This is a genomic window from Aeromonas sp. s9, assembly GCF_040907765.1.
In the GTDB taxonomy this organism is placed as follows: Bacteria; Pseudomonadota; Gammaproteobacteria; order Enterobacterales; family Aeromonadaceae; genus Aeromonas; species Aeromonas caviae.
On the sequence record NZ_JBFOCK010000017.1, the window covers coordinates 1 to 20,736 of the forward strand.

Below are 20,736 nucleotides of genomic sequence, written 5' to 3' on the forward strand. Positions count from 1 at the left end.
CTAAATAACCGTTCCGAAATGTAGATCACTTATCCGGGAAAGAAGGGAACTCGGCGTCGTTTGTGCGATCTGATTAATCGCCAAACCAATCAAACGACAAACGAGCCGAGCCCGAAATGATACTAACACTCCCCGACCATGATGAGCGACGCCGGATCATCAACAAGATGCACCGGACCAAAGATAAAGATCTCTGCCGGAGGCTCAACGCCATCTTGCTCCTTGCTGACGGGCACAGTGTCTCGGCTGTTTCTCGGCTCACAGCCGCCGCCCGGTCATCGATCAATCGCTGGGTGAACTGGTACACCTTGTACGGTCTGGAGGGGCTTGAAAGCGAGCCTCGGGGGCGCAAGCCGGTGCTGCCATTTGCTCACATCTCGGGTCTATTACAGCTGTTGATCCAGTTGTCTCCACAGGAGCTCGGATATCAGCGCTCGCGTTGGAGTACCGAACTGATGGCGCTTGAACTCAAACGGAGTTGGCGCCTGACATTGCATGCTTCAACAATACGGCGATGGCTGCCCAGGCTAGGGATTGTCTGGCGCCGGGCCGCGCCCACTTTGCACATCCGCGATCCCCATAAAGAGCGGAAAATGGCCGCTATCAATGAGGCCTTGGGACGCTGCAGTGCGGACCATCCCGTGTTCTATGAAGATGAGGTGGATATCCACCTAAATCCCAAGCTGGGGGCGGACTGGATGATGCGAGGGAAGCAGAAGAAAGTGGCAACTCCGGGCCAGAATCGCAAACATTACCTCGCTGGCGCCCTGCATGCCGGAACAGGTAACGTGACCTATGTGGCGAGCGATAGCAAAGACACGGACTTGTTCTTGTCACTGCTCCAAACACTAAAGCGGACTTATCGGCGCGCCAAGAGCATCACGCTGATCCTGGATAACTACATCATCCACAAGAGCAAAAAAGCACAGCGATGGCTGGCAAAAAATCCGAAGTTCATCGTGCTTTTTCAGCCGGTGTATTCGCCATGGGTGAACCAGATTGAGCGGCTGTGGCATGCCCTCCATGAAACGATCACCCGGAACCACCAATGCCGCACATTGGGTGAGTTATTACGTCGCGTGTTCTACTTCCTGGATCATGCCGCCCCGTTCCCCGGTAATGGACATGGGCTTATGCAACTGGAGCGAAATTAGGATCAGCTATTTAGAAAAACCAGCTCCCTACTCATCCCCCAGTGAGAAAGTCAGTAATGCAATTTTGAAAATCGAGGCCGAAGACCACACAGGTACACCCGGACACGCTCATGAAGGCCCACAGGACGCGCCAGAATCAATTTCAAACCCAAAATCACCCCAAGATGGCACAAGCACCAGCAAAGCGGTTAAAAGCGATTCTGTGAGCTTTGGCGACATAGAGGGCCAACCAGTCCACCAGCCCCAGCTACCTGAAGACAGAGCCCTTGATGCCATGCTCGTAGAGTTGGACAAGTGGGCAGCCACTCACTTCGGAAGGGAAGAGATGCAAGGAGAGCTGACCCGGTAACGGACGGTTAATGACCCGGTAGTAAAAGTAGATGTACGGGGTGTGTCAGGTGTAAGGGGGATCGTAAACGTGTGAGACAGTACCGGGACGATTTACAAAAACCACTTTAGAGCACTCCAGCGAGCATCCGGCACCGTACCCAATGGCATAGCGACAAAAACGCACAGGGGGCGTTCCAGGCCCCCAGAATCAAACCTTTCGCAGCTATGCCACCACCTGACGAGTAACCCCCAGAACATCACGCCCCAGCATCAGGCTCAGATTGAAATCGGCAGCAGACACCGGGAGCGTTCCGTTGTCGCTATCGTCGAGATAATCCAGCACATCAGCGGGTGAAACGTGCTGGATGTAATCGAAGCCACTCTGGATCAGTAGCGTCCAGAGCGCCCTTTTCCCTGCCTGTGATAATTCGCGCTCGCTCCATTGAAACCACTCGCACACGCCTTCGCAATGATGGATATGGCGACCGTTAGACAGGCGGCACCCACAGGGCAGCGACACGCTCAATACCCTAGCCTGTATGGACAGCAGGACGTCCTCGAAGCTGATGTCGGATCTCATTTCAAATTCCCCATTTTCTTGGCTCTTCGCCAGTTCAACCAATTAACCTCGGTCAGGTCACAGCCGAAATCGACACTGTCTATGACGTTGCGCAGCTTTGCACAAGCCTCCTGCATCCGTGGGCTATATTTGACACCCGGTTTGATGTAGGGGGCGGATGACCCCTTATCTTTAGTAGTTGGCAGGCCGTAGGTCTTGCGCAGGTCTGGTCCGTGGCCGACGATCATCTGCATTAGCTCAAGCTTGATGTCAGTATGATGAGCGGCTGTGATGAAGGTATGCCGCAGGCTGTGAAAGCTGACCTGTTGATCGGCTTTCCAAATGTCGAGCTTCGCCAGGAGCCCCGCCCCCTGTTCGTAGTTGAACCACTTGCCCAATGAGGCTGAGTACTTTTTCGCACTCTTACCGCCACCATGGACCCAGTCCGGAAACAGTCGCGCGTCGTCACCAGACCTCCGCGCCCATTCCACTAACTGCATAAAACCCGCATTCAAGACCACACTCGGGAGTGGGATCAGTCGGTCGGCGTTGGGATTTTTAGTGCCGGGGACGTTGAGCATGGCGACTCCGCCTACGTTTACTACGTGAGTTGCGGTGAGTCGTCCTATCTCATCGCCACGCATCCCCGTTGTCAGGGCAAGTAGGGGAGCCCAGAAATGCCAGTCTTTTGGTCGTTCGTAGGGGTGTTTGGCGTTAGCAAGCCACAGCTCATTCACGAGTTTCCCCAATTGTTCCTGAGTGAAGGGTTGTCCGCCTTCTTCATAGTCGGCATCGTTCTTGATGGGGATCAGCATGTCGCTGAAATCCTCGGCAATGTGCCGCTCGGCCTTAAGCCATTTAAGAAAGGGCTTAACGTCATGGAAGTGGGTCATTTGTCCCTGCTCGGACAGGGATGGCAGGCCCTGCTTGCCTAAGCCCAGATACCAGTTACGCCGCAGCACGGGATCTTCGGGGCGCTCCTTCCAAATTGGCTGTTTCGCGAGATTCTTAGGGATCGTGCGGATAACCTCTCGATAGTGGGTAATATCGGCAGCAACAAGCGCCGCGCTGTCCAGCGGGCCGAGAATGTCGAGAAAACGTGCAAGATTGCTTTTGCGTTGGCTCATGGAACTGGATTCGTTCTTCTTTACGTGTTCGCTGTACTCGTTGAATCGGGCCACCAGCCATTCCAACGATTGGCCGCACACAGAAGGGGCAACCAAGACACCACCAACGGGCACCACCGGCTTGGCGTTGATCGTTGTTGGCAACGTGGCGAGAGCGTCCGCCGTCCTCCGGGATTCAATGAGTTGGCCTTGTGTCCGTTGGGCAATCCCAACCGCTGTACGGGCCAGCTCCTTCGCCTTCTGAGTCACAGCCTGAGCTGTCGCCAGCTCCTTACGAGAGCGCAGTGCTTCAAGACGCTGCTCGTTAATCTGGTCTTGCAGTGCGGCCAATTGTTCACCGAGCCGGATTTGTTCTCTTTTCGCGGCGATCTTCGCCTTCATGATTTCTGAGATTTCAGCCATGCCTACTTCCTGATCGACTTCCTGAACTAATGCCAATAATTCGTCGAGCAGGAGCCTGCCAAGTTGGAAAGCATGGATCCACAATTCTCCCGTTTTAGCGCGATTTTTTGTGCCAAGTGAGAAGCGAGTCTCACGAGGAGCGCCGTACTGGCGGAGGGATGGGGGGAAGATCAGGCGGTAGCAGTAGACACCACAGCGGTTTTTGATGAGACCGGGATAGAGCATATGTGACACCTCAGTGTGTCACCCCCTGACCAGCCATAAAGAAAAAGCCCTGACGAATCAGGGCTTTAGAAGGTGGTGGAGCTGGGGGGATTTGAACCCCCGTCCAAAATTACTACATCCTCGGTACTACATGCTTAGTCACTCTTTACATTCGCCAACACGCTGCGGAGAGACACGCCACGCATTGACTAGCTCGATTGGTTTTAATGCTTCCGCCCCGAGCAGGACTTCCACACGATCCTGTGAAGGATGACCTTCCATTTCCCTAGGACACAGGCAAGCTAGGGGAGAAGGGCTCAGCGCAGGTTATTAAGCTGCGAGTGCGTAGTTTTCGTCGTTTGCGACTATTTTTTTGCGGTTTATTAACGAGGCCTACCGCACCTCGGCATGCACCTTGGGTTTCGTGAATCTTGTCGAATCCAGAATCAGCCCCAAGTTGTCAAAAGGGATTGTACGCAAAAATCCTGTCATGGCAAGGCGTTGATGGCAATCGACCGGCCTTGGCCGGTCGATTGCTGGTTTATTGGTCGCCGCATGGGGGCCGGCGGCGCACAATCAACCGCGGTGCTTGTTCTTCATGATGCGGGCCTTCTCACGGTCCCATTCCCGTGCCTTGGTGTCTTCCCGCTTGTCGTGCTCTTTCTTGCCTTTCACCAGGCCGATCTCGACCTTGACCCAGCACGCTTTCCAGTAGAGGGCCAGCGGCACTATGGTGTAGCCCTGACGAGCGGTCAGGCTCTCGAGCTTGTCGAGTTCACGGCGACTGAGCAGCAATTTGCGGGTGCGGGTCGGATCGCATACCACGTGGCTGGAGGCGGCGTTCAGCGGCAGGAAGCTGGAGCCGAACAGGAAGGCTTCTCCCTGCATGAAGATGACATAGGCTTCGCTGATGTTGGCCTTGCCCGCCCGCAGGGACTTCACTTCCCACCCTTGCAGGGACAGGCCGGCTTCCACGCGCTCTTCGATGAAGTACTCGTGACGGGCGGTTCTGTTGAGTGCAATGGTGCTGGACCCGGCTTTGTTTTTACTGTTCTTTTTGCTCATGACGGGGGCCTTAGGCAATGTTTAGGAAGGCGCATTATACGTGGGTGGCGGCGGCTGTAAAACGCACAGCGCTCCGAGTGGCGGCTTTGTGAGCAGTTCGATGACGATTTTGAGGGAAGGGCGGGGCGAGAGCGGACCACACTGGCCGGAAAGTGTGCGATTGCCCTGCTTGGTGACCCGCGAACAGTTTCGGCGGTGATTTTGGCTGACAAGGTGATAAAATCGGGCCGATTGGATGAGGAAAACCCATGCCCCGTATTACTCGCAGTGCCCTGGTGATGTTCAGCGCGGAACAGATGTTCCGGCTGGTCAATGATGTTGATGCCTATCCTGAGTTCCTGCCTGGCTGTGTCGGCAGCCGTGTTCACGAGTCAGGTGAAGACTACATGATGGCCTCGGTCGATGTGGCCAAGGCAGGTATCGCCAAGACCTTTACCACGCGCAACCAGCTTGATGCCAATCGCACCATCAAGATGGAGCTGGTGGAGGGGCCTTTCAGCAAGCTGGCGGGATGGTGGACCTTCACACCCCTGGACGTGGATGCCTGCAAGGTGGAGTTCGATCTCGACTTCGAGTTCACCTCCAAGCTCATTGAGCTGGCCTTTGGCCAGATCTTCCGCGAGCTGGTGAGCTCCATGGTGCTTGCCTTCTCCAATCGTGCCAAGGTGGTTTACGGTGTCTGATCTCCTCAATATCGAAGTGGCCTATGCCCTGCCCGAGCGGCAGACGGTGCTGTGCATCCGGGTCGCGCCCGAGACCAGCGTGCTGGCGGCCATCGAACAGTCCGGCATCCTGCAAAAGCACCCGGAGATCGACCTGTCGGTCAACAAGTTCGGTATCTACAGCCGTCCGGTGAAGGGCACAGAGTCGGTGCAGGAGGGGGATCGCATCGAAATCTACCGCCCTCTCATCGCCGATCCCAAGGAGATGCGCAAGAAGCGTGCGGAAAAAGCCAAGGAAGAGGGGCGTGCCGATGTGGTCACCGGCGGGCGGCCCGATGTGCACCGCAAGCGAGACGATGCCGGCACCTGACGGGTGATGGGCTGTGACAAGGGGCGCCGTGGCGCCCCTTTGTGATCGTCTCGCCCGGCACAGGGCATCACAGGGTGAGCAGGCGCTCGTTTTCCACTGTCTCTATCCCGCTCTCCTGGATGGCAAGGCGCGCCATGGCGTGCGCCACCTGACTGGCCTCGATGGCACGCCAGCGGCGCAGCGAACCGCGCAGCAGGGGCTTTACCAGCGGATAGATGGCCTGGATGATCTGCTCCGAACGGCGCGCAGGTTCGCGATGGCCGAGCAGCATGGCCGGGCGCAGGATGACGAGCCGCTGCCACTCCTGGGCCAGCAGGGCCTGCTCCATCTCGCCCTTGGTGCGGGGATAGAGGGCAGGGGAACCCGGGTTGGCGCCCAGACTGGAGACCACCAGCAGGCGGCGGCAGCCGTGGCGACGGGCGAGCGCGGCAAAGGCCAGCACATAGCCGAGATCGACCCGGCGAAATGCCTCGGCCGAGCCGGCATCCTTGCGGGTGGTGCCAAGGCAGCAGAAGGCAATGTCTACAGGGGAGGGCAGCGTCAATCTGTCCAGCGCGTCGAACGAGGTGGGCAGCCAGGTGCGTCCCGGAGCGGGATCGCCCGGTTTGCGGCAGAGCAGGAGGAGGTCGTGCTCCGTCCCCAGCTCGCGCAGCAAGGCTTTGCCAATCAGACCGGTGGCGCCGGCAATCAGGAATCGACTCATGATGATCTCCTCGGGGCAATGAGGCATCCAGAGTGTGGCCCGGCGACATCACCGGGGCCAGAGAGAACAAAACCGGCAGAAGCCGGTTTTGTAATGTCATCTAGAGCGGTGTGGTGAAGGCGGCAGGGAGAGGGAAATCACCGGTCACGGTGGCCAGTCTGTCACCCACGAAGTTGAGGGTCAGCTCCTTGCGCTCCTTGTCGCCCCGACCGGGCTGGAACTCATAGAGGTAGTACCAGGTGTTGGGGTCAAAGCTGTCGCGCAACATGGGAGAACCCAGCACGAACTCGACCTGTTCGCGGGTCATGCCCTGGCGCAGCTTGTCGACCTGCTTTTGTTCCACATAGTTGCCCTGGGGAATATCGATGCGATAGACCAGGCTGCAACCGGACAGGGTGAGGGCGGTCAGGGCCGCGGCAATCAGGTGTTTCATCCGCATATCGGGTTCAGATCATCCATACAGTCTTTTTAGCTCGGCAAATCATACCCACTCCCCGTGCGGAAGTAAAAAGCCATTGATCCATCAGCCAATAAAAAGGGCCGCGTGGCGGCCCTGGCAGATCTTGCCCCCTTACATGGCGGCGCGGAAGATGGCGACGATCTCCGCGTGAGTCGCCTGCCTGGGGTTGGTGAGACCACAGGCATCCTTGAGCGCATTGTTGGCCAGCACGTCGAGGTCGTCGGCCCTGACCCCGAGCTGCTCCAGACCGGCGGGGATCTTGACGTCGCGAGCCAGTTGCCGGATGGCGTCAATGGCTGCCGCCGCACCCTGCCCATCGCTCATGGCGCTCACATCCACCCCCATATGACGGGCCACATCCTTGAGCCGACCGGCGCACACCCGGGCGTTGTAGGCCTGGACATGGGGCAGCAGCACCGCATTGCACACCCCGTGGGGCAGGTCGTAGAAGCCGCCGAGCTGGTGAGCCATGGCGTGCACATAGCCCAGGCTTGCGTTGTTGAAGGCCATGCCGGCCAGGAACTGTGCATAGGCTATCTGCTCACGGGCATGGAGATCCTCCCCCTGATGCACGGCGGTGCGAAGGTGTTCGGCAATCAGTGCGATGGCCATCACGGCGCTGGCATCGGTGACCGGGGTGGCGGCGGTGGAGACATAGGCCTCGATGGCGTGGGTCAGGGCATCCATGCCGGTGGCGGCGGTGAGGCCGGCGGGCTTGGCCAGCATCAGTTCCGGGTCGTTGACCGACATCAGCGGCGTGACGTGCTTGTCGATGATGGCCATTTTCACCTGACGGGATTCGTCGGTAATGATGCAAAAACGGGTCATCTCGGAGGCGGTGCCGGCGGTGGTATTGATGGCGATGAGCGGCAACTGCGGCTTGGCGGAGCGATCCACCCCCTCGTAATCCTTGATGCTGCCCCCATTGGCGGCTACCAGGGCGATGCCCTTGGCGCAGTCGTGGGGTGAGCCGCCGCCGAGCGAAATGACGCAGTCACAGCCGTGGGCCCGGATCATCGCAAGACCCGCCTCGACGTTGGCCACGGTGGGATTGGGTCTGGTCTCGTCGAACACCACGGCATCGATGCCGTGCTCGGCCAGGAGGGCGGCGAGCCGGCCCACCACGCCAATCTGGCCCAGGATCTTGTCGGTGACGATGAGCGCCTTGCGATAGCCATGTCCCTGGATATCTGCTGCCGCCTCCTGCAGACAGCCCGCCCCCATCAGGTTGATTGCGGGAATGTAGAACTTGAATGTCGCCATGATGGACTCCGTATGATTAGCCATTAAGTGGTATTCGGGCGCCAACATAACAGCGTCGGAGGGGAAGAGAAGGGGTCAATGGTATCTCGTTTGCAACTTTGTGGACTCGATCGCGCTCTTTAAATGGACGGTCGCTCAAGGCTTGACAAGGGATGGGAGTGCAAAAGGAACGTAAAAACGTTTTTCAAGAAATTCATCATCTTAGCAAACGTTTCGCGCCATTTTTGTCAGCTTTGAAGCGCAGAAGTGTGAGGCGCATCAAGGAATTGGAAAGCGCTTTCGACCATAGTTGGCGCCTCCCCGGATGAGGGGACACCGGCTTGAAAGTACCGTAAAGAATCACCTTAACTGCACTCGGCTGCCATGCGGCGGGGCGCAACCAGGAGTCCACTATGTCTGATGTATTTCACTTGGGTTTGAAAAAAGCGGATCTGCAAGGCGCCACCCTGGCGATCGTCCCCGGTGACCCCGAGCGCGTGAAGCGCATCGCAGAGCTGTTGGACAACCCGGTGCACCTGGCCAGCCATCGTGAATTCACCACCTGGCGCGGCGAGATGGACGGCAAGGCCGTGATCATCTGCTCCACCGGTATTGGTGGCCCGTCCACCTCCATCGCGGTGGAAGAGCTGGCCCAGCTGGGTATTCGTACCTTCCTGCGCATCGGCACCACCGGCGCCATCCAGCCGCACCTGAACGTGGGCGACGTGATCGTCACCACCGGCTCCGTGCGCCTCGACGGTGCCAGCCTGCACTTCGCGCCGATGGAGTTCCCGGCAGTGGCCGACTTCGACTGCACCACTGCGCTGGTCAACACCGCCAAAGAGCTGGGCTCCAAGCTGCATGTGGGCGTCACTGCTTCTTCCGATACCTTCTACCCGGGTCAGGAGCGTTACGACACCGTATCCGGCCGCGTGGTACAACGTTTCCAGGGTTCCATGAAAGAGTGGCAAGCCATGGGCGTGCTGAACTACGAGATGGAGTCCGCGACCCTGCTGACCATGTGTACCAGCCAGGGCCTGCGTGCGGGCATGGTGGCTGGTGTCATCGTGAACCGTACCCAGCAGGAAATCCCGAACGCCGAAACCATGGCGAAAACCGAATCTGATGCCATCAAGATCGTGCTGGGCGCCGCCCGCAAGCTGATCTGATAGCCCTCTTTGTAACAAAGAGTACCGAGTGGGGGATGGGGGCCGTTGCGAAAGCGCGGCCCCTATCTTTATCCGCCGTTTGCCCCTTTTGCCTTCCTGGCCCTGCTTTCCCCCTTCTTCGTTACTCCTGTTGCACCGTCATGGCCGCCAGTGCCTGCGCAAAGGGTGCCTCACAGCGGATCTGTACCGCTTCGCCGCTCACCGGGTGCACAAAACCGAGTTCACTGGCGTGCAGCATCAGTCTGGGGGCTCGTTCGCAGCCGGGCGGGAGCAGGCCGCCATAGAGATCGCATCCCAGGATGGGATGGCCCAGCCACTGGCTGTGGATGCGCAGCTGGTGGGTGCGCCCGGTTTCCGGTACCAGCCTGACCCGGGTCAATGGCACCGGCTGGCCTGCCCCCTCCAGGGTGAGCCGCTCCATTACCCGATAGCGTGAGCGGGCGGGCTTGCCGCTGGCGGCGCAGATGCTCATCAGCGGGAACAGCGCCGGATCCTTGGCAATGGATGCGTCGATGACGCCCTCATCCGCCGCCAGATGGCCGCAGAGCAGTGCCTCGTAAGCCTTGCTCACGGTGCGCTGGCTGAACTGGTGGCAGAGCAGGGCGTTGATGCTCTTGTTTCTGGCCACCACCATGACGCCCGAGGTGCCAAAGTCGAGGCGGTGCACCAGGGTGCAGCCGGGGTAATCCTGTACCAGCCGGTAATGGACCGAATCGAGGTTCTGCGGGTTCTTGCCCGAGAGGCTCAGCAGGCCGCTCGGCTTGTTGATGAGCAGCAGATGCGCATCCTCAAACAGGATCTCGATGGTGGCGGCGCAGGGCGGAGCAACAAAGGTGTCGATGATGGCGGACATGGGGCAACCGGACGATGAAGGGGGAGGGATCATACCCGAACGATGGCGGCGCGGCGAATCTGGGTGTCCGCTCCCAAGGCCTGTCGCCAAGTACTTGATCTCGTTGGTTGAGGCGTTTTGTGACTCCCTCCTGAGTTCATCTGGCCATCTCTTGCTAAGGTATGGCTCCCTGTCATGTTGTAAGGAGTCTGTCCATGGCGTTGCCCGTTATTCTCGATTGCGATCCCGGCCACGATGATGCCATCGCCCTTATTCTGGCGCTGGCGAGCCCCGAGCTGAAGGTGCTGGCGGTCACCACCAGCGCGGGCAACCAGACCCCGGACAAGACCCTCAACAATGCCCTGCGCATCCTGACCCTGCTCGGCCGCGACGACATCCCGGTGGCGGCGGGGGCAGCCAAGCCGCTGGCCCGTGAGCTCATCATCGCCGACAACGTCCACGGCGAATCGGGGCTGGACGGCCCAGAGCTGCCGGATCCCGCCTTTGCTCCCTGGGCGATGAGCGCCCTTGAACTGATGGCAAGATGTCTGCGCGAGAGCCCGGAGCCGGTCACCCTGGTGCCGACCGGGCCGCTCACCAACATTGCCCTCTTGCTGGCGGCCCACCCCGAGCTCAAGCAGAAGATCGCCCGCATCGTACTGATGGGGGGCGCCGCCGGTGCGGGCAACTGGACCCCCGCGGCGGAATTCAATATTTATGTGGATCCCGAAGCGGCCGATATGGTCTTCAAGTCGGGGCTGCCCATCACCATGTGCGGGCTGGACGTGACCCACGAGGCCCAGGTGATGGACGAGGATATCGAGCGGGTACGCGCCATTCCCAACCCGGTGGCGCAGTGCGTGGCACAGCTGCTCGACTTTTTCATGATCTATCATCGGGATCCCAAGTGGGGATTTGCTGGCGCGCCGCTCCATGACCCCTGTACCATCGCCTGGCTGCTGGCGCCCTCCCTGTTTCACGGGGTGGAGTGCCGGGTCGATATCGAAACCGGCGGGACCCATACCCTGGGCAGGACGGTGGTGGATCGCTACGACCTGACCGGCAAACCGGCCAATGCCCTGGTGCTGCTGGGGCTCGACAGGGTCGGTTTCATCGAGTTGCTGGTGCAGCGACTGCGCTCATTTGGTTGACATCCTGGACATCGGATAAGGGGTTGGGAATGTGGAAAGGGACGTTGGCGCTGCTGACATGCATGCAACTGACGGGTTGCGCGACCCCGTTCGAGAAGATGTGGCAGGGGCTGGCGACCTGCGAGCTGGATACCCTTCATCTCGACATCGAGACCGGGCGCCCGGCCAATCCGCAGCTCGCCATGTATACCCCTGACAAGGTGAGCGAGGGCTTTGCCTGGTACAAGGTCCATCAGGAGTTGCATGGCCTGCCCATCGTCGGTTTCCTGGTGCCGGCCTCCACCTTCGAGGTACATGCCCTCTTCGTGGATACCCCCATCGCCAATGCTCGCAGGCTGACCCACAACGCCTATGGCAGCGAATTTTCCGACGAGAGGCTGCATGACGAGGGGATGGCCCCCCTGTTGCTGCGCGACCCCAACAATCCCAAGCGCTCCATCATCGACTGTACCCGGGGTGAGTCGGCGGAGCCGCTGCCGGAAGCGTCTTTCGACGAAGGGGAGTGAGCCCGGGGGAGGGCAACGGGATATCAGGCCAGACAAGAAAGGGGACAGCCGCAAGGCTGGCCCCTTCTCTATGGGAGGCAGAGCAGGGCCCGGGGTGTCAGGGATACCCCAGGGTCTGCCTGATAACGGGAAGCTGCGCGGCAATCCAGGCCGGATTGATGGGCCCCCAGTCACTGATGCGGTAGTGCCCCTGCAGATGGCGAGCCCCCTCGGTCTGCTCGAAGGCGCACTGGATGTCGAGCTCAGCCAGGGCGCTGAGGGTGTCCTGGGCGGTGCGGCGCGGCATGCCGGTCGCCTCCATGATGGCGGGCACGGTGTCCGTGCCCTGACTGATGAGGTGAGCCACGTAGAGCCGGCGATAGAAGCTGGTGCGGGTCTTGCTCGGCTCGCTCATATCTCGTCCTCGAGGCGATCGAAGTAGCGCCAGGTGGCGATGGCCGCCTTGCCCATCACCAGGGCCCAGACACCGAACCAGAACCAGCGGAAGAAGCTCCAGGTGGAGGCATCCGGCTCGGTGCTCGCGATCTTGGTGACGTTGGGGAACATGGAGAACATGTTCACGCGCCAGCCGTAGGAGGTGATGATGGCCAGGCGTTTTTCGAACTCCATGGACTTGGCCTTGGCCTGGACGTCGGCGGCGTTGAACTTGAAGTAGAAGGGCCAGCCCCATTCGGTGTCTTCATTGCGAAACACCCGGATCTTCTCGCCGGGGCGCTCGGTGTAGATGTAATAGACGTCGGTGGTGGGGCCGTCAGCCGGGTTCTTCTGGCTGATGGGGCCATCCTTGTCGGTGCGCTTCACCTCCACCCCGGTGATGGTGGCGATGGTGTGCTCCGGCAGATAGAAATCGAGCCAGAGTGCGGAGAGCAGGGCGATGAGGCCGAGCATGATAAAAGCGGGTTTCTTGAACTTCAGGCTCATGATGATCTCTCGATGAGGGGGAGTGACGTGCCTCTACCATACCCACATTTGCGAATGCAGCCCAGCCCCCAATGACACCTTGATGGCAAAAACCCGTTTTAAACAGGAGGCGTGAAGGGGGAGGGGCAAGTGCGGGGCCAGCGCCGGGCCCCGCGGTATCGAAGAGACCCTCTCGGGATCAGAGCTGGAACTGGGCGAGCTGCCTGCGCTGCTGCTCGGCGAGCTGTGACAGTTCGTGACTAGCGGCGGCACTTTGGCTGATGCCGGCAGCGTTCTGGTTCACGATCTCGTGGATGTTGGTGAGGTTGCGGCTGATGTCGGCGGTGACGCAGGATTGTTGTTCTGCCGCGGTCGCCACCTGGGCGTTGGCACCGTTGATCTGGTTGACCGCGTCCGTGATGCCCCCCAGCAAGGCCTGTACCTCGGCGGAGAGCTGCTGGTTGTGGCCGAGGATCTCCAGGGTCTGCTGCACGCCGCTGTTGGCGGAGAGGGACTGGCTCTGCAACTGTTCGATGATGGCCTGGATCTCCTTGGTGGAGTCCTGGGTACGGGCGGCCAGCAGGCGCACTTCGTCGGCCACCACCGCAAAGCCGCGGCCGCTTTCACCGGCGCGGGCCGCCTCGATGGCGGCGTTGAGGGCCAGCAGGTTGGTCTGCTCCGAAATGCTCTGAATGACTTCGATCACCTTGCCGATCTGCTCGGACTGGGACTTGAGCCTGGCCACCACAGTCGCGGCGTTCTCCAGACTGCCCGCCATGCGGCCGTTGGCCTCGATGCTTTCGGCAAACAGGGCCAGCCCCTGCTCGACCCGACTGTTGGCATCCCGGGCCAGCTCGTCGGCCAGGGCGGCGTTGTGGTTGACGTTGTCGGCGGTGCTGGCCAGCTCGGTGACGGCGGAGGCCACCTGTTCGGTCTCACCGCGCTGCTGCTGGGCGTTGACCTCTGCCTGGGTCATCACAGCGGCAAGCTCGGTGGCGGCGGAGGCCACATTGCCGCTGATGCCGGTCAGGGTCTGGATGGTGTTGGCAAGCTGGCTCAGGGTCCGGTTGATATCCCTGGCGAGCTGGCCCAGCTCGTTGTTGCCTTCGGCATTGGCACGCACGTTGAAGCGGCCGAGGGCGACGGCGTGCATCACCTCCTGCAACTGGCCGATGGGCTGCACGATGCGCCCGGAGATCCACCAGCCACCCAGCAGGGCCGCGATCAGGGTGCCCCCCATCAGCAGCAGGGTGCGCAGCAGGGTCGTGCGGTAGTGGGCCTGCTCCTCGGCAATCTCAGTCTGGGTCAGCTGATTGATGTGGACGGACATGGCATCGATCTGCTTGATGAGCGCCTCCCCCAGATCGCGAAAGTGCAGGCGGGCCTGCTCATAGGCGGCGGGATCGCCACTGCCTTGGTACTTGGCGGTCAGCAGGGGCAGCATGCTGCTGCGGGTATGGCCGAGGTAGGCCTGCAGGGCGGCCGCGACCTGACGGTTGTCCTGCTCGGCACCGGTGACAACCAGTCTGGTCAGGATGGCGCCAATCTCCTGTTCGGCGGCGGAGAGCTGGGCCGGCAACTGGGAGAAGAGGGCCTCATCGTACAGGCCGTAGATGGCGTTGGTGCGCAGCCGGTAGGTGGCGTGGATCAGGGCCGCGATGTCGTCCTTGTGGCGGGTGACGCTGGCGGTGGTTTCATTCATGTCCTGAATGGCACCGTCGATTTCCTGTTTGCTGATCACGGCCATCAGCAGCATCAACAGGCTGGCGAGCAGGAGAGGGATAAGCACTTGAAGACGAATGGACAGATTATTCAATGACATGAAAGATCCTAACCCGAAAGAGGAGTGAGGCGGCATCTTACACAGGCGCGACAATCCTTGTCACAGGTTTTTTAATGCTGAATTCTTGCTGAATGAAAAGGTTTTTCTTGTGTTAAAAGAGTGTGATAGGCAAGATCGTCTGCTTGTTACCCTGGAGGTGTAGTGTGTCCGACTGGATTGATCCCGCCATCTTGGCGCTCTTTATTCCCACGTTCTTTTTTGTCTCAGTAACCCCCGGTATGTGCATGACCCTGGCGATGACCTTGGGCATGAGTCTGGGGGTGCGCCGTACCCTGCACATGATGTGGGGGGAGCTTGTCGGCGTCGGCCTGGTCTCCGTGCTGTCGGTGGTCGGGGTGGCGGCAGTCATGCTCAACTACCCGGCCCTGTTCTCTGCATTCAAATATGTAGGTGGCGCCTACCTGGTCTGGCTTGGCATCCAGATGTGGCAGGCCAAGGGCAAGATGGCCATCCCGGCGGATCTCTCGGCGGGCCAGCAGACCAGCCCCATGGGACTGGCCGTGCAGGGTTTCGTGACCGCCATCGCCAACCCCAAGGGGTGGGCCTTCATGGTCTCCCTGCTGCCCCCCTTCATCAATGCGGCCAAGCCGATGGCACCCCAGATAGGGGCCCTGGTCGCGCTCATCCTGGTCATCGAGTTCTCCTGCCTGATGCTCTATGCCAGCGGTGGCCGCACCTTGCGCCATTTCCTCGCCAAGAGCGGCAATGTCACTCTGATGAACCGGATCGCGGGCTCTCTCATGCTGTTTGTCGGGGTCTGGCTGGCCTTCGGTTAAACACCCGCTCAATCTGCCGCCCTATGTGACGCCATGGGGCACCTGAAGAGAGATGATGCAAAAAGGCCACCTCCCTGCCCGGGAGGTGGCCTTTTACATGGGCCCGTTTTTTTATGAACCCACTTTTCATGGACTCATGAGGTCAGTCGGTCAGGCAGTCCGGATCGAACACGTACTCCCCGGCCAGCCAGCGCAGGATCTCGTTCACGCAGGCCTGATCCTGGAACGGCAGGTAGCGGCTCTTGAGATGGATGATCTGCTCGGGGGTGAGCTGGGCCAGACCGATGTCCTGGAAGAGCGGCAGGTCTGCCTGGATCATGGCGGAGATCTGCGGCCCGCAGGTGGCGTTGAGGGAGGCGTGCAGCGTCTTGTCAGGATCGTACTGCTTGCCGAGCTTGTAGCTCATGGGCAGGGTGGCGAGCGGCAGTGCCGAGAGGGCCGCCTGCTTCATGGGATTGACCGCATGGCCGCTCACGAGATCCGCCAGCTCTGCCGGACGGTTTTCGAAGGCGCGCAGGTGCAGGAAGCTGCTCGCCTTGCTGCCGTCATTGACCGGATAGTTGTCCCACAGGAAGGGCTTGCGATGGAGCCAGTCGGCGGCCTGTTTGAGGTGGGCAGCCGGATACTCGGTGGAGCAGACTTTGGGGCCGGTCCAGAAGACATCGATGCGCCTGTCGAGCCCCTGACCCAGATCCTGCAGATAGTGGGGGGGCATGGCACCGAACACCTTCTCCAGCACCGGATCCGTGCTGTAGTAGCTGGGGCAGAACAGCAGGCGGCCTGCGTCGGTGTGGGCCGCGATGTCGTGGGCGATGGTGAGCTGCCAGTGGGCGAGATCCGGGGTGTCCCCCTTCATGTCGTCAAACAGGATCGCCAGGATATCGGGCTTGAGCGCCTCCTCGATGAGCCTCACCTTCTCCAGCAGGGCGGGTCGCTGGCGGGCATAGTCGTGATGGGCCCCCATGGGGCTCAGGCCCACCCCGAAGGCCAGACCGTTCTCCCGGCACTGGCGGGCGAGCTGGCACAGGGCTTCAAGCTGGTCGGCGGGCCAGGGTGTGGCCCAGTGCTTGCGCAGGTAGCCGTCTTCCTTGGGGGCGTAGAGGTAGAAGCCATAGCCGTGGCGGGGCAGCCACTGGGCGTAGCGGGCACGGGCTTCCCAGCTCCAGCCCTTGCCAAAGAAACCCTCGATGAGGCCCAGCTTGGGCGAGGGAGGATACAGACCGGACAACAGGGTTTGATAAGGCATGGTTCACTCCCTTCTCACACAAATGCGGGCTACGATGGCCGGCGCCTAGACGGGGTCTTCTTCCAGGAAGCGTACCCCTATCTTGCGGGGTTCACCCTCTTCCATTTCCGCCACCGTCCAGAGCAGTCCCTGCCAGGCGACATGGTCACCGACCACCAGATTATCGCCCAACTGATGGGCAATAAAATCGCCGAGGCTCTGATCCGCCACCTCGCTCACATCCAGCCCGTAGAGCGGGGCGAGATCCACCAGCCTGGCGTTGGCCTCCAGCAGGAAGTCACCGAAGAAGCGCGGGCCCAGATCCTGCTCCGGCGCCTGGCTGAAGAGCTGACCGAGGGCGGGCAGGTCGTGCTCGTGGCCGATGACGCAGAGGATGTCATCGGATTGCAGGCAGGTACTGCCCGAGGGGTGGAGCAGCTCCTGGCCGCGGAACAGGGCGCAGATGCGGGTGCCTTGGGGCATGCGCAGCTCCCGCAAGGGCGAACCGATGCACCACTTCTCGGCGCTCAGGCGATAGACGAAGGTTTCCCACTGGCTGTCGAGATCGATTTCCAGCCCAGAGCGGTTGATGGGAGAGGGCGGTGCGGGCACCTCCACTCGCGCCAGCTTTGATGCCAGCGGCAGCGAGCTGCCCTGCAGGATGAGCGAAACCAGCACCACGAAGAAGGCGACATTGAAGTAGAGCTGGGCATTGGGCAGCCCCGCCATCATGGGGAAGACCGCCAGGATGATGGGCACGGCGCCGCGCAGCCCCACCCAGGAGATGAACCAGCGCTCGCGCGGCGCGAAGTTCTTGAACGGTAGCAGTCCAATCCAGACCGACACCGGACGGGCAAACAGGATCATCCACATGGCCAGAGCCAGCGCCGGCAGGGCGATGGGCAGCAACTTGTGGGGAGAGGCGAGCAGCCCCAGCACCAGGAACATGCCGATCTGGCTGAGCCAGGTCAGGCCGTCCAGCACGGAGAGGGTGGTACTGCGGCTGCGCAGGGAGAGGTTGCCAAGCAGCAGGCCGGTGAGGTAGATGGCGAGGATGCCGCTGCCCCCCACCGCCGTGGTGAGGGCGAAGATGAGCAGGCCGCCGCTCACCGTGAGCAGGGGATAGAGACCGGGGGCGAGGCGAGCGGTGTTGATGAGTTTCCACAGCAGCCAGCCCCCCGCAAGGCCGATGCCAGCGCCCAGACCAAACTGCTTGACGAGTTGCAACAGCAGGAAGCCGGCATCCAGCCCCTGCTGGGCGGTGGCCAGCACCTCGATCAGGGTGACGGTGAGAAAGACCGCCATGGGGTCGTTGCTGCCCGACTCTATCTCCAGGGTGGCGCTGACCCGCTCGTTAAGGCTGCGCCCGCCGAGTAGGGAGAAGACTGCCGCCGCATCGGTGGAGCCGACGATGGCACCGATGAGCATCCCCTGCATCAGGTTGAGGTCGAACAGCCAGGCGGCGGCGAGGCCCGTGAGGCCGGTGGTGATGGCCACCCCGACCGTGGCCAGCGAGAGCGCGGGCCAGAGCGCGACCCGAAAGGAGGAGACCCGGGTGCGCATGCCGCCGTCCAGCAGAATGATGGCCAGTGCCAGGTTGCCAACCAGGTAGGCGACCGAGTAGTCGGCGAAGTGGATGCCGCCGGGACCATCCTCACCCGCCAGCATGCCGACGGCGAGGAAGATGACCAGGATGGGGATGCCGACTCTGGAGGAGAGCGCGCTCAACAGGACACTGGCGCCCACCAACAGGGCACCGATGAAGAAGAAACTGTTGACGGTGGTGGCATCCAATGGCGAACTCCTTATGGCGGGCTGCAAAACAGGCACATTATATGCAGATTGACCCCCTTTGTGTGGCTTAATTGTGCATTGTTTTGCAGTTTTTTACGTTTGTTGCGCAGTTTTCAAGCAGGGCGAGGGCGGCGTGCCCGCGCGGGAAAGCGAAGGGAAAGGGGGCAATGGATGGAGCTTTCAGTGCCGGCTCAGGGGGCGGCAGAGGGCGAAAAAATACCGTGGACGGGAAGGGTGCAGGAGCGCCGACGGGCTCCTGCGAGGGGGTCAGTCGTCCTCGTCGTCCTTGACCTCCCGGATCTTGTCCTTGTACTTGGGCAGCTGTTTCTCGAGCTGCTTCATGTCCTTGATGGCGTTGAGAAACAGGCCGAGCAAAAACAGCAGCGGCAAGCCTATCCATAACCACAAGCTCATCAGAATCTCCTTTCGTGGTGTGCCGGGGTGACATAGCGGGCCAGGATCTCGTCGAGATGAGCCAGGATGCACTCCTTGCCTTCAATATCCGCCCGTTCCAGACAAAGCGCCAGCGCCGCCGGATCCAGGGCCAGCCCGTCGGATTCGGGCGCGAAGCTCAGGTGCCAGGGCTCGTAGGCCACCCCCTGATCCGGTTGCTCCCCTTTTGCATAGGGCAGGAAGAAGCCGAAGTCGTTCATGTGATCGTCCAGCCATTCGCGCAAATCGGCAAACCAGCCGCCCGCCTCGTACTCCCAGGGTTCCAGCGCGAGCCGGGTGCCGGCGGGCAGGCAGTCCGGATCGTAGATGTCGAGATCCGTGCCCCAGTGATGGCGGCTGGTGCCGGGCAGGGCGCTCCAGTGCAGGATGGCGTGCAGTCGCTCGGTCTCGCCCAGTTGCAGGGCATCGAGGGGCTGGTTGTGCGCATCCAGCAGAGGGCGCTCCCCGCGCCATTTGCCGTTCCAGATGGCGAGCTGGCGCTCGAAGCCGCGCCAGCTGGAGGCCGCCTGCAGGTTGAAACCGGCATGGGCGGCAGCCACCTGCATGTCGTTGAAGGCCGCCGCGGTGGCGGCGGTCAGACGATGGGGGCCGCGCCCCACCAGGATGAGGTGGCTCTCATCCAGCCCAAGCAGTTGATCCTGATTCATGGTCTGGTCTCTCTTGTCCGGAGCACCGCTCATGCCAGCAGTCGTGCCAGCACCCCTTGGTACATGTCCGCCAGCAGATCCAGATCGTCCGCCTTCACGCACTCGTTCACCTTGTGGATGGTGGCGTTGACCGGGCCGAGCTCGATGACTTCCGCCCCGGTGGGAGCGATGAAGCGCCCATCGGACGTGCCCCCCGTGGTGAGCAGGGCCGGCTGCTGGCCGTTCACTGCCGCCACGGCGGCGACGGTGGCTTCCAGCAGGGCGCCGGTGTCCGTCAGGAAGGGCTGGCCGGAGAGGGTCCACTTCAGCTCGAAGTCCAGGCCGTGACGGGTCAGCAGCGCCTCGACCCGCTCGCGGATAGCCGCATCGGTGAGCTCGGTGCTGAAGCGGAAGTTGAACTGGACCTGCAACTCCCCCGGAATGACGTTGGAGGCGCCGGTGCCGCCCTGGATGTTGGCGATCTGGAAGCTGGTGGGGGGGAAGTAGACGTTGCCCTTGTCCCACTCGATGGCGGCGAGCTCCGCCAGCGCCGGTGCCGCCTTGTGGATAGGGTTGTCCGCCAGATGGGGGTAGGCGACGTGGCCCTGCACCCCGCGCACCAGCAGATCGCCGGTGATGGAGCCGCGACGGCCGTTCTTCACCACGTCCCCGACCTGGGCGGTGGAGGAGGGTTCGCCGACGATGCACCAGCGGATCTTCTCGTTGCGTGCCTCCAGGGTGTCGATGACGCGTACCGTGCCGTTGATGAAGGGCCCCTCTTCATCCGAGGTGATGAGAAACGCGATGGAGCCCTTGTGGTCCGGGTGCTCGGCCACAAAGCGCTCGGTCGCCACCACCATGGCGGCCAGGGACCCCTTCATGTCGGCGGCGCCCCGGCCATGGAGCATGCCGTCCTTGATGGTCGGCTCGAATGGCGGGGTGTCCCACTTCTCCAGGGGGCCGGCGGGTACCACGTCGGTGTGGCCGGCGAAGCAGAAGAGGGGACCCTCGCTGCCACGGCGTGCCCAGAGGTTGGTGGTGTCCTCAAAGACCATGGGTTCGATGACGAACCCCAGGCGCGCGAGGCGCTCCGCCATCAGGGTCTGGCACCCTTCATCCAGGGGGGTCACGGAGGGGCGGCTGATCAAATCCTTGGCCAGTGTGATGATGTCCGACATCGGTG

At 61.3% G+C, this 20,736-nt stretch carries 22 protein-coding genes and 1 other RNA gene; 7 read left to right on the plus strand and 16 right to left on the minus strand.

Annotated elements, in window-relative coordinates; genetic code table 11:
- Positions 1-116 precede the first annotated feature (116 nt).
- The gene (locus tag AB5Y54_RS03300; RefSeq protein WP_041206064.1) at positions 117-1,154 is read left to right on the plus strand and encodes an IS630-like element ISAeme16 family transposase; all 1,038 of its coding nucleotides are present in this window, start codon (positions 117-119) and stop codon (positions 1,152-1,154) included.
- A 553-nt stretch (positions 1,155-1,707) separates the two neighbouring features.
- Here the strand turns inward: AB5Y54_RS03300 and AB5Y54_RS03305 are convergent.
- From AB5Y54_RS03305 to smpB, 4 genes are all read right to left on the minus strand, one after another.
- Positions 1,708-2,064 (minus strand): hypothetical protein, encoded by a 357-nt coding sequence (locus AB5Y54_RS03305; RefSeq protein ID WP_368153233.1) that lies wholly within the window; start codon positions 2,062-2,064, stop codon positions 1,708-1,710.
- Entirely contained in the window at positions 2,061-3,797 is a 1,737-nt protein-coding gene (locus AB5Y54_RS03310; RefSeq protein WP_368153235.1) for a tyrosine-type recombinase/integrase, read from the minus strand. Before AB5Y54_RS03310 ends, AB5Y54_RS03305 begins: the two co-directional genes overlap by 4 nt.
- A 73-nt stretch (positions 3,798-3,870) precedes the next feature.
- Positions 3,871-4,230: a transfer-messenger RNA gene (gene ssrA / locus AB5Y54_RS03315) on the minus strand.
- 122 nt (positions 4,231-4,352) lie between these two features.
- Entirely contained in the window at positions 4,353-4,841 is a 489-nt protein-coding gene (smpB, locus tag AB5Y54_RS03320) for an SsrA-binding protein SmpB (protein ID WP_010673973.1), read from the minus strand.
- Between the two features lie 248 nt (positions 4,842-5,089).
- On the opposite strand from smpB, the gene AB5Y54_RS03325 reads away from it, so the two are divergent.
- Together AB5Y54_RS03325 and AB5Y54_RS03330 are read left to right on the plus strand one after the other, a co-directional pair.
- Positions 5,090-5,524 (plus strand): SRPBCC family protein, encoded by a 435-nt coding sequence (locus tag AB5Y54_RS03325; protein ID WP_010673974.1) that lies wholly within the window; start codon positions 5,090-5,092, stop codon positions 5,522-5,524.
- A complete protein-coding gene (locus AB5Y54_RS03330; RefSeq protein WP_143237303.1) occupies positions 5,517-5,873 on the plus strand; it encodes an RnfH family protein in 357 nt (118 codons plus the stop codon). The genes AB5Y54_RS03325 and AB5Y54_RS03330 overlap by 8 nt, the downstream gene beginning before the upstream one ends.
- A 67-nt stretch (positions 5,874-5,940) precedes the next feature.
- Here the strand turns inward: AB5Y54_RS03330 and AB5Y54_RS03335 are convergent, their stop codons facing one another.
- The 3 genes from AB5Y54_RS03335 to yiaY form a co-directional block, all read right to left on the minus strand.
- Entirely contained in the window at positions 5,941-6,576 is a 636-nt protein-coding gene (locus AB5Y54_RS03335; protein ID WP_202040885.1) for an NAD-dependent epimerase/dehydratase family protein, read from the minus strand.
- Between the two features lie 100 nt (positions 6,577-6,676).
- The gene (locus AB5Y54_RS03340) at positions 6,677-7,015 is read right to left on the minus strand and encodes an outer membrane protein assembly factor BamE (RefSeq protein ID WP_029314185.1); all 339 of its coding nucleotides are present in this window, start codon (positions 7,013-7,015) and stop codon (positions 6,677-6,679) included.
- 132 nt (positions 7,016-7,147) lie between these two features.
- Positions 7,148-8,299, minus strand: a complete 1,152-nt coding sequence (gene yiaY, locus AB5Y54_RS03345; protein WP_368153237.1) for an L-threonine dehydrogenase — start codon at positions 8,297-8,299, stop codon at positions 7,148-7,150.
- Between the two features lie 392 nt (positions 8,300-8,691).
- On the opposite strand from yiaY, the gene udp reads away from it, so the two are divergent.
- Positions 8,692-9,447 carry a uridine phosphorylase gene (udp, locus tag AB5Y54_RS03350; RefSeq protein ID WP_010674037.1) on the plus strand — a complete coding sequence of 252 codons (756 nt, stop codon included), beginning with the start codon at positions 8,692-8,694 and terminating at the stop codon, positions 9,445-9,447.
- A gap of 121 nt (positions 9,448-9,568) precedes the next feature.
- On the opposite strand, the gene AB5Y54_RS03355 is transcribed toward udp, so the two are convergent.
- Positions 9,569-10,333, minus strand: coding sequence for an RluA family pseudouridine synthase (locus AB5Y54_RS03355; RefSeq protein ID WP_368153238.1), 765 nt, complete (start codon positions 10,331-10,333; stop codon positions 9,569-9,571).
- 161 nt (positions 10,334-10,494) lie between these two features.
- Between AB5Y54_RS03355 and rihA the strand changes: the two genes are divergently transcribed.
- On the plus strand, positions 10,495-11,430 hold the full coding sequence (gene rihA, locus AB5Y54_RS03360; protein WP_201889836.1) for a pyrimidine-specific ribonucleoside hydrolase RihA: 936 nt from the start codon (positions 10,495-10,497) through the stop codon (positions 11,428-11,430).
- Between the two features lie 29 nt (positions 11,431-11,459).
- Positions 11,460-11,936 carry a hypothetical protein gene (locus tag AB5Y54_RS03365; RefSeq protein ID WP_167824847.1) on the plus strand — a complete coding sequence of 159 codons (477 nt, stop codon included), beginning with the start codon at positions 11,460-11,462 and terminating at the stop codon, positions 11,934-11,936.
- A gap of 97 nt (positions 11,937-12,033) precedes the next feature.
- On the opposite strand, the gene AB5Y54_RS03370 is transcribed toward AB5Y54_RS03365, so the two are convergent.
- The 3 genes from AB5Y54_RS03370 to AB5Y54_RS03380 all read right to left on the minus strand — a co-directional run bounded on the left by AB5Y54_RS03370 (position 12,034) and on the right by AB5Y54_RS03380 (position 14,658).
- Positions 12,034-12,330 (minus strand): helix-turn-helix domain-containing protein, encoded by a 297-nt coding sequence (locus AB5Y54_RS03370; protein ID WP_039039881.1) that lies wholly within the window; start codon positions 12,328-12,330, stop codon positions 12,034-12,036.
- A complete protein-coding gene (locus AB5Y54_RS03375; protein ID WP_010674042.1) occupies positions 12,327-12,857 on the minus strand; it encodes a DUF1523 family protein in 531 nt (176 codons plus the stop codon). Before AB5Y54_RS03375 ends, AB5Y54_RS03370 begins: the two co-directional genes overlap by 4 nt.
- 178 nt (positions 12,858-13,035) lie before the next feature.
- A complete protein-coding gene (locus tag AB5Y54_RS03380; RefSeq protein WP_368153239.1) occupies positions 13,036-14,658 on the minus strand; it encodes a methyl-accepting chemotaxis protein in 1,623 nt (540 codons plus the stop codon).
- A gap of 164 nt (positions 14,659-14,822) precedes the next feature.
- Between AB5Y54_RS03380 and AB5Y54_RS03385 the strand changes: the two genes are divergently transcribed.
- Entirely contained in the window at positions 14,823-15,455 is a 633-nt protein-coding gene (locus AB5Y54_RS03385; protein WP_039039878.1) for a LysE family translocator, read from the plus strand.
- 142 nt (positions 15,456-15,597) lie between these two features.
- Here the strand turns inward: AB5Y54_RS03385 and AB5Y54_RS03390 are convergent, their stop codons facing one another.
- The 5 genes from AB5Y54_RS03390 to dapE form a co-directional block, all read right to left on the minus strand.
- Positions 15,598-16,701 (minus strand): beta-N-acetylglucosaminidase domain-containing protein, encoded by a 1,104-nt coding sequence (locus AB5Y54_RS03390; protein ID WP_368153240.1) that lies wholly within the window; start codon positions 16,699-16,701, stop codon positions 15,598-15,600.
- Between the two features lie 45 nt (positions 16,702-16,746).
- On the minus strand, positions 16,747-18,474 hold the full coding sequence (locus AB5Y54_RS03395; protein ID WP_041215565.1) for a potassium/proton antiporter: 1,728 nt from the start codon (positions 18,472-18,474) through the stop codon (positions 16,747-16,749).
- Between the two features lie 267 nt (positions 18,475-18,741).
- A complete protein-coding gene (locus tag AB5Y54_RS03400; RefSeq protein ID WP_010674048.1) occupies positions 18,742-18,888 on the minus strand; it encodes a hypothetical protein in 147 nt (48 codons plus the stop codon).
- Complete coding sequence (locus AB5Y54_RS03405) at positions 18,888-19,574, minus strand: M15 family metallopeptidase (RefSeq protein ID WP_029314223.1); 687 nt, start codon at positions 19,572-19,574, stop codon at positions 18,888-18,890. The genes AB5Y54_RS03400 and AB5Y54_RS03405 overlap by 1 nt, the downstream gene beginning before the upstream one ends.
- Positions 19,575-19,603: 29 nt before the next feature.
- Positions 19,604-20,731 carry a succinyl-diaminopimelate desuccinylase gene (dapE, locus tag AB5Y54_RS03410; RefSeq protein WP_368153243.1) on the minus strand — a complete coding sequence of 376 codons (1,128 nt, stop codon included), beginning with the start codon at positions 20,729-20,731 and terminating at the stop codon, positions 19,604-19,606.
- Between the last annotated feature and the right edge of the window lie 5 nt (positions 20,732-20,736).